The organism is Flavobacterium bomense, from assembly GCF_003970355.1.
Map to the genome: position 1 here is coordinate 1 of NZ_RYDJ01000140.1, position 1,294 is coordinate 1,294.

Annotated in this window: 2 protein-coding genes; both read right to left on the reverse strand. The window is 35.5% G+C overall.

The window, feature by feature from the left end:
- The coding region (locus EKL98_RS16215; protein ID WP_126563167.1) for an acyl-ACP thioesterase domain-containing protein at positions 1-482 on the reverse strand (482 nt) is incomplete at its 3' end.
- A gap of 71 nt (positions 483-553) precedes the next feature.
- Positions 554-1,294 (reverse strand): tRNA (adenosine(37)-N6)-dimethylallyltransferase MiaA (gene miaA, locus EKL98_RS16220; RefSeq protein ID WP_126563168.1); only part of this gene is annotated, 741 nt, incomplete at its 5' end.

A 1,294-nucleotide genomic window follows, 5' to 3' on the forward strand; every position in this document is an offset into this window, starting at 1 on the left:
AAGACCATTTCGGTTTCGTTGTTGATATTGATTTTTGAGAAAGGCTTTTCGGTTGCTTTTTGCTCTGGATATAATTCAAAATGTGCAAAAGGCAAAGCCAAGGCTTGTGGACGTCTTATTTTAGTATTGAAAACGGCCCAGAAAGTTTCGCAACCCACTATTTTCTTGTCATTTACATACAATTCCAAAGCTCGAACCGAACGAGAATTTTCGAGTGTATTAATCCAAGTTTTTACCGTTACAACGTCTTTCCATTTGGGTAATTCGTTGATTTCAACCCGCATTCTACTCAAAACCCAAGCCTGATTGAATTCCTGCATATCCGAAAAACTAATTCCTCCAAGTTCAGAATGAGCTGCAGCAGTCAATTGTAAAATGTTGCATAAATCGGTATATTTTAAAAATCCATTAGGAAGACATTGAGTGAAATTAATTTCCCAATCTTTGCTAAATATAGACGTGAAGTCTTGTGAAATGGGCATTGTGAGGGAAGAGTTTAGAAGTTAGAAATTAGAGATTAGAATTAGAGGTTAGAAATTAGTATTTAGAATTTTTATATTCCATTGCCGTTGATATTGTCATTGATATTGCCATTGATATTGTCATTGATATTTTTTATAATTTCTTTTCTATCCATCAAATAATCAAACCATTTTGTGTTTCCGTTTCTTTTGAACCAAGTGAGTTGTCTTTTGGCAAATCGTCGGGTGTTTTTCTTGATTTCTTCGATGGCAAATTCCAAGGAGATTTCGCCTTCAAAATAACTGAATAATTCTCTGTAACCAACGGTTTGCAGTGCGTTCAAGTCTTTTTGTGGAAATAAAATTTCGGCTTCGGCCAATAAACCTTCGGTCATCATTATGTCAACTCGCTGGTTAATTCTATCGTAAATCAGGCTTCTTTCAGCTTCTAAACCAATAAGGATAGGAGTGAAGTTGCGAGTGTTTTTCTTTTGGTTTAAAAAGGAAGAATAAGGTTTTCCAGAACCAATGCAAACTTCCAAGGCACGCATCATTCGTTGTGGATTTTCTTTGGCCACGACTTCAAAATAATTGGGATCGCGTTTTTCTAATTCGGTTTGCAAATATTCGATTCCTAATTTTTCATAATTAGGAGTGACTTCACCCCGAACAGAAGTTTCAATTTCGGGAAAATCGTCAAAACCTTTTAAAATAGCGTCAACGTATAAACCGGAACCGCCAACCAGAACAACATAATCATTGGTTAAAAATAAATCATCGAGTTTGGCAATGGCTTCTTTTTCGAAATCGCCTACGGTATAATTTTCGAAAAT